The organism is Streptomyces sp. NPDC006544, assembly GCF_040611715.1.
Lineage (GTDB): Bacteria > Actinomycetota > Actinomycetes > Streptomycetales > Streptomycetaceae > Streptomyces.
In genome coordinates this window covers 24,412-31,278 of sequence record NZ_JBEXOV010000086.1, presented here as the reverse complement: position 1 = coordinate 31,278, position 6,867 = coordinate 24,412, and the positions used below count along the sequence as shown (strand labels likewise).

The window sequence follows — 6,867 nt, the reverse complement described above, 5'->3', positions numbered from 1 at the left end:
GTCGGCACCCCAGTCCAGGCCCGGCCCATGAGGTTCACAGGGTTCACGCCCGCGCCAAGGAGGGCGGCGGTGGCCGTGTTCCATTCGGCCTGCCCGATCTGACCGATCTCCAGGGCGGCGTAAAGTCGGCGCCCCTCGGGATGGTCACTGAGGGTGGAGCGCCACGCTTCGGCGTCCAGACCTTCAGTCGCACACCACTGTCGGTGGACGGGACGGGGGTCTGCGGTCAGCACGCCCGCGAAGTCGAGGATCAGCCCCTTCGGGCGGCGGTCGTTGGCACTGCCGGTGGGGTACGTCATCCTGTACATGTCCCTTCGTGAATCGCCTCACCTGGGACGGTACCGCGCGGCATGAACGCGGTACGCATGAAGCGGCTCCACCCCCACATCAGTTGGAAGTCAGGGGCGCCTCGCTGCGTCCGGGCCGGAGCGACCGCGAAGTTGCTCGCCAGAGAAGTCGCCCGGCATCTCTCCGTCCCCACCAGCGTCTACGAGCCCGCCCCGTAGCACCGGCCGGACTCCGCCTGCGGCCGGCCCGCGCAGTTCTCGAGCGGCTGCCATGTCGCCCCGCCGCATCCGCGGCTCGCTGGGTTATGTGCGCGGCGGCCACCGACCGTGCCGGGCATCCGCGGCACCGATGCGAGAGGTCCGGGGCATCGGCCACCTGCACGGCGTGGAGGTCACGCCCGGCCTGCTCTGGCCCCTGGTGGAGGAATGCGAGCAGCGAGGCGTCTTCTTCTACCGCCGCGCTCACCGGTGCGGTGGCCTCCCTCAGCTAGCCCACCCGCCGCTCCCCCTCCCCTGGGGGCGGACCCGTTTCGACGTCAAAGATCGAGGACACGACATGCACTTTCCCGTCACGGTCATCGACCAGCTCGATGAGACCCAGCTCCGCAAGTGGCACGACTTCTACGGGGTGACCGCGGGCCGGCCCCGCTTCGAGGAAGAGGGCATCTGGCGGCGCACCCAGCAGGAGGAGACCGCCTCCAACTCCGGTTGGACGGGCGGGGGCGACGCGCGCCGCCGCATCGTCCACTACTGGCACCAGTACGGGCTCGTGGAAACCACGGCGGCGCCGTAGCTGGCCATGCAACAGCTGTACCTGTACCACTCGGTGGCGGCGCCCCTGGACGAGATCGAGGAGGCGTGGGAGCAGAACCACGACATGCTGACCGAGAGCGGCTGGAAAAAGGTCGGGCCGGGCCGGTACGAACTGGAAGACCTGCGCGTCCACATGATCCGCATCGAGGAGCACCCGGAGGATCTGCGGGCCGGCCGAAAGCTTCCGACGGGCTACGAGGTGATCGACACCACGTTCAGTTCACGTTCGTCCTGGCCCCAGGCCGGGACCCGCTGCTCGCGGAGATGTTCCTGGACACCCTGGACAAGGTCGGCGAGCTGTCGGACATGTACCGGGCGTGCTTCAACGCCGAGGTCACCCCGGCCCTGCACGCGCTCAAGCGCATGGAGAAGGCCGGGCACATGGTCGGCCCGTTCATCACCAACAACTTCGATGCGCTCGGCGCGCGCGCCGGGTTCGATGAGCAGTTCGTGCGCCGCTACGACCAGCGGATCCCGCCGGCCTTCCACCCCGACGCGAAGGCTCTGCTCGTGATCGGGCTGCACGCCGACCGGCGGTGGGTGGCCAAGCGGGCCCGTGCGGCCGGGCTCAAGGTGTTCCTCATCGACCCTGAGGGGTTCCCCCGTCCGGACGGATCCTGGTTCGACTATCCACTGGAGGCGCCGCAGGCCGGTGACCTCGTCGTACGTCAGACGGCCGCTGTCGCGATCGGCGAGCTGGAGCGGCTGCTGAACCTCAACGCGAACGGCGCGTGAACTGTGGGGCCGAGGAACGGCGTTAGCCTCGGGGCTCGATCCCCGGCCCCGCACGCGGGCCCCTCCCAGGATGAGAGTCAACGAATGCGCATTTCCGTAATCGGCTGCGGGCACCTCGGCATCCCGCACGCGGCAGCGATGGCCGAACTGGGTCACGAAGTCATCGGCGTGGACGTAGACCCGACCAAGGTCGACCGGCTCAACGCCGGTCAGTGCCCCATCTACGAGATCGGCCTCCCGGAGCTACTTGCCTGCCACACCGCGAGCGGGCGCCTGCGGTTCACCACTGACATCCGCGAGGCCGCGGAATTCGCCGAACTGCACTTCATCGGAGTCGGCACCCCCATCGACGCCGACGGCCGCTCCTACGACACCGCACAGGTCTTTGGGGCGATCCGTCAGCTCGCCCCCCACCTCGACCGCCCGTGCACGATCGTCGGCAAGAGCACGGTCACCGTCGGCACCACCGCCCAGGTCACCGCCCTCGCCCAACGCCTCGCCCCGGCCGGCACCGCGGTGGAAGTGGTGTGGAATCCCGAGTTCCTACGCGAGGGCCACGCGGTTGAGGACACGCTGCGCCCAGACCGCCTCATCGCCGGTCTCACCACGGCCGAGGCAGAGAAGGCGATCCGCGCCGTCTACGCCCCCATCCTGGACGCCGGCGTCCCCATCTTCGTCACCGACCCGCAGACCGCCGAGCTGGCCAAGGGCGCGGCGAACACCTTCCTCGGCCTGAAGATCAGCTACATCAACGCCGTCGCCGACATGTGCGAGGCAGCGGGCGGCGACATCTCCCAGATCGTGGAGATCCTCGGCATCGACCCCCGCATCGGCAGCGGCGGCATGAAGCCCGGCATCGGCTACGGCGGCGGCTGCCTCCCCAAGGACGTTCGTGCCTTCACCGCCAGCGCGCGGCAGCTCGGCATCGAGCAAGCCGCCACCCTTCTGCTCGCCGCCGAGAAGATCAACGAGTCCCGCACCGACGTCGCCATGGACCTCATCGGCAACGCCCTCGGCGACCGCCCGGTCAACAACGCCAAGATCACCGTGTGGGGCGCCGCGTTCAAGCCCGGCACCAACGACGTCCGGGAAAGCCCCGCACTCGCGCTCGCCCACGCCCTCCAGCAGGCCGGCGCCACGGTCACCGTTCACGACCCGCAGGCCGTGACCACAGCCATGACCCGCAACCCGGAACTGGACTACACCGACGACCTGCCCGCCTCCCTCGACGGCGCCGACCTCATCGTCCTGGCCACCGAATGGCCTGAGTACCGCAAGGCCGACCCCGCAGCCCTCGTCGACCGCCCCGCCAGCGCCCTGCTCATCGACTGCCGGACCACCCTGGACCCCGGGCCCTGGCGGGCGGCGGGCTGGACCGTCCGCCAGCTCGGACGTCCCGGGAAGTAGAACCGGCCCTGAGACGGGGTCGTGCAAGACGTCATGGAACCCTGCAACGTGCGGAGGCCTTCCGCTGTGAACAGTAACGACGACGTCCACCTCCGCCGAGCGGGCAGGCCCGACGTGCTCCCTGCCGCCGATGTGTGGCTGCGCTCCTTCACAGCCGCCCTGCCGTCAGTGCGCTGTGCGCACAGCGATTCCGAGGTAGGGGACTGGTTCTCACGCGTGGTCGTGCCCCAGTACGAGACCTGGGTCGCGGTCACCGAGAACAAGGTGGTGGGAGTCATGGTGCTCAGCGACGGGGAGCTGAAGCAGCTTTACCTCGACCCGGCGTGGCGCGGGCAGGGGCTGGGCGACCGGTTCATGTCCCTGGCCAAGCAGCAGCAGCCGCACGGGTTGGTGCTGTGGACATTCCAGGTCAACCAGTCGGCGCACCGGTTCTACGAACGGCACGGCTTCGTCGCGGTCGAGCGAACGGACGGACTGCGCAATGACGAGCGGGAGCCGGACATCCGCTACGTCTGGCAACCTCAGAAGTAGCAGCACGCAAGGTGAGCGATCCAGCCAGCGCGGACGCAATCGTCCTGCCGTCCGGCCCGAGCGAACGACCAGCGGCTGCCGGGAGCAGATTTGGCACGCACCATGACGCGAAGGCGGTCCCCCAGTTCGGGGTCGCCTTCGCCGTTGATCCTTGGCGCGCGTGACGGGCCGTGCTGTCGACTATGCGGGCGATCTGCAAAGTGGAACCGGTCTCCGCCCGTGCCCACCGGGTCCGGTCTACCGTGTCACGCATGACAGCTCTGATCATCAGCGGTAGCGGCTTCCTGGGCACCGAGCTGATCCGGCAGGCGAGAGCGGCCGGACACACAACCGTCGCGACGTACGCGACCAAGCCCCGGCGATCTCTCCGGGGCCGAGTGGCACCCCCTTGATCTGCGGGAACAACTGAACACCGTCATGGCCCAGGTGAGACCACACGTCATCGTCAACGCCTCGAGCGGCAAGGCCGACTGGGCGGTTACGGCGGAGGGCCCCGTCCGGCTCACAATGGCAGCGGTCAAGTACAGAAGCCGCCTGGTCCACGTGTCCCTTGGCCTCTCCAGAACTCAGACGTCGACGCCGTCCAGGCAGACAGCGCGGTTGAAGTTCCCGATCCGTAGCCGCGTCCGGCTCACCGTATGCCCCAAGCTCCGGCCGGCGTGAACGTCTGCTCGCAGATCGTCCGGACGCCCTCCATACCGTCGCGCCGCTGGGGATGACGAGCTTGTGCTGTGGATCGCCTCGATCACACCCGCTCTGGCCAGTGCACCCTCAGTCCGCTCCAACGGTCACCGAACGCACGAAGACGCCCCATACAACTCACCGGTGACATCAAAAGGCGCGGTGAGTAGCGGACTGCGGGGCTCTGACCTGCACTGGGGAGTTGTGGTGGCTCACTGGTGAGTCACCGTCTCGGTCGTTTCCGACCTGTGATGCCGGGGGCGTAGCCGTGGGGAGTGAACTGGTGAGGGCGTCGCCGTTTCGCGGGGTGAATCAACTCCCCTCCCAAGGAAGGTGCGTCATCGTGAGTCCCATTCCCCCACGCCGTGACCGTACGGTCCGGCGCGCGCAGCCGCATCGCCGGTGACGTCGCTGCGGCGCTCTCGTCCCGAGACCGTCCCGGCCGGCCGGCGGGTCTCCCGCGAGCCCCGGTTCACGCGAATCGGGATCTGGGCGGCTCTCGCGGCCGGTCCCCTGGCCCTCGCCCTCTCCCTGACCGCGCCGAAGGCGACAGTGGCCCAGGCCGCACCCACCCCGCGCGTCTCGGATGCCGTCGGCCTCCGGCCGATCCGGGTGGGGTGGCGGAGGTGTTCGCTGCTCCTCGACGAACCTGCCGAGCCGATCGCACCGTTCACCACCGGCCCCGACACCCGCACCTGGTCCCTGGACCCCCAGGCCCGCCTCGGCGCCGCCGAAGACCTTAAGGATGTGCAGGCCCCCTACCCCGGGCTGGTCACCCTCGGTGCCACCGATGACGGCCTGCTGCTGGCCGACCTCATGACCTGCCGGATCCTGCTCCTGGACGGCACCGGCGAGGAGGTCCTCGAGGTCGCCCGCGCCCTGGCCCTCGAGCTGGGAACGTGTTCCTGGACCGACTACAGCGAAATCCTCACCGCCGGCCTCGGGACACGTCTGGCCGGGCTTCTACCGCACGGGCGGATCCGCACCATGCCCCACCTGCCCGCCATCGCCTCCGACCTCGGCGAACTCCTCCTCGAAGCACATCAGAGCGGCGAACAGGTCCTGCCCTGGCTGCTCATCGCAGCCGGCGACCACGACGAGGAACACATCACCCAGCTCGCCGACGCACTCTCCGCCGCCCGCAGCCTGAACACAGCCGTCATCCTGCCCGCCACACCCGCGACCCGGCACGCCTTCCCCCACGCCCACATCCTCGATACGACCCGCGACCAGAACACTCACCTCGAGCCGCTCGACGTCTTTGTGACGCTGCAGCGCGTCACCGACGAGCAGTACCGGCAGTACGTCCACGCCCTCCAGGTGACCACCGAGGACCCCGTCCCCGCGACCGGCGTATGGGGCCTCACCGAAAGCCACGAGCAGGCAGCCGCCTCCGGACACCCCCTGACCCTGCGGGTCACCAGCCAAGACGCCCAGGACCCCGGCAACCCCTTCCCCGCACTCCTGGCAGGCCTGAACCCCACCCCAAACCCGCAGCCCACAGACAACCAGCCCGGCGCCCCCATCCCAGCCGGGACACCCCTCGTCGCGGACCTACTCCCCCACACGCCCGAAGGCCGGGACACGACCATGCCCCCACAAAACGCAACGCCCGTGGAAGGCAACGACACCGCGGTCCGGATCGACACGCTCGGTACGCTGCGGATCACGGGTGGCAGCGGGTCCGTTCACGCCCACACTCCCCGGACCACAGCTGTGGCCGCGCTCATCCATCTCCGCCCCGGACGCAGCGCCGAGTACCTGTGCCAGACCATGGACCCGGTCAACCCGTGGAACGTCCGCACCCTACACTCGCGGCTCTCCGAGCTCCGCACCGCGATCGGGCTCACCCACGACGGCCTCCCGCTACTCCCCCGACCAAAGGACGGCAGCGGATACCGGTTCCATCCCGCGGTCACCTCCGACTGGGACCTGTTCAAACAACTCGCTTCCCGCGGACTCGCCGCCGGCCCACCAGCTGGTGTCGCCGACCTCGAGGAAGCGATGGCCCTGGTACGGGGCAAACCGTTCGAAGGACGCAACCTGCCCTGGGCCGAACCCGTAATCCAGGAAATACTGTCGAAGATCACCGACACCGCGCACACCCTCGCCCGCTGGCACACCGACAGCGACACCCCCGACCTCGACGCCGCCCGACGCACCATCCTCCACGCCCTGGAAATCGAAGACACCTCAGAAATCCTCTACCGCGACCTCCTCAAAATCGAACAAGCCGCCGACAACACCACCGCCCTCCGCAAAACCGTCGCCCGCCTCCAACACATGGCACGAACCTACGACATCACCCTCGACACCCTCACCGAAGAGACCATCGACCTCGCCCTCTCCGGCCACCCCGCCCCCGCCAGTTGACCCCAACTCATGACCACGCATGGGACCCGCCCTCGGGGCC

At 69.0% G+C, this 6,867-nt stretch carries 5 protein-coding genes and 1 pseudogene; 5 read left to right on the top strand and 1 reads right to left on the bottom strand.

Annotation, left to right across the window (positions count from 1 at the left end; all coding sequences use genetic code 11):
- A pseudogene (locus tag ABZY44_RS29705) lies at nucleotides 1-299 on the bottom strand (HAD family phosphatase); the annotation flags it as partial.
- A gap of 544 nt (nucleotides 300-843) precedes the next feature.
- Between ABZY44_RS29705 and ABZY44_RS29700 the strand changes: the two are divergent.
- The 5 genes from ABZY44_RS29700 to ABZY44_RS29680 all read left to right on the top strand — a co-directional run bounded on the left by ABZY44_RS29700 (nucleotide 844) and on the right by ABZY44_RS29680 (nucleotide 6,827).
- Nucleotides 844-1,080 (top strand): hypothetical protein, encoded by a 237-nt coding sequence (locus ABZY44_RS29700; RefSeq protein WP_356659148.1) that lies wholly within the window; start codon nucleotides 844-846, stop codon nucleotides 1,078-1,080.
- Between the two features lie 284 nt (nucleotides 1,081-1,364).
- A complete protein-coding gene (locus tag ABZY44_RS29695) occupies nucleotides 1,365-1,835 on the top strand; it encodes a hypothetical protein (RefSeq protein ID WP_356659146.1) in 471 nt (156 codons plus the stop codon).
- Between the two features lie 84 nt (nucleotides 1,836-1,919).
- A complete protein-coding gene (locus ABZY44_RS29690) occupies nucleotides 1,920-3,242 on the top strand; it encodes a UDP-glucose/GDP-mannose dehydrogenase family protein (RefSeq protein WP_356659144.1) in 1,323 nt (440 codons plus the stop codon).
- Nucleotides 3,243-3,308: 66 nt separating this feature from the next.
- Nucleotides 3,309-3,773, top strand: coding sequence for a GNAT family N-acetyltransferase (locus ABZY44_RS29685; protein WP_356659142.1), 465 nt, complete (start codon nucleotides 3,309-3,311; stop codon nucleotides 3,771-3,773).
- 1,083 nt (nucleotides 3,774-4,856) lie between these two features.
- Nucleotides 4,857-6,827, top strand: coding sequence for a bacterial transcriptional activator domain-containing protein (locus tag ABZY44_RS29680; RefSeq protein ID WP_356659140.1), 1,971 nt, complete (start codon nucleotides 4,857-4,859; stop codon nucleotides 6,825-6,827).
- The last annotated feature ends 40 nt before the right edge of the window (nucleotides 6,828-6,867 follow it).

Coding starts and splice junctions, on each gene's coding strand:
- ABZY44_RS29690 (WP_356659144.1), top strand. CDS start 1,920: ATGCGCATTTCCGTAATCGGCTGCGGGCACCTCGGCATCCCGCACGCG.
- ABZY44_RS29700 (WP_356659148.1), top strand. CDS start 844: ATGCACTTTCCCGTCACGGTCATCGACCAGCTCGATGAGACCCAGCTC.
- ABZY44_RS29695 (WP_356659146.1), top strand. CDS start 1,365: ATGTTCCTGGACACCCTGGACAAGGTCGGCGAGCTGTCGGACATGTAC.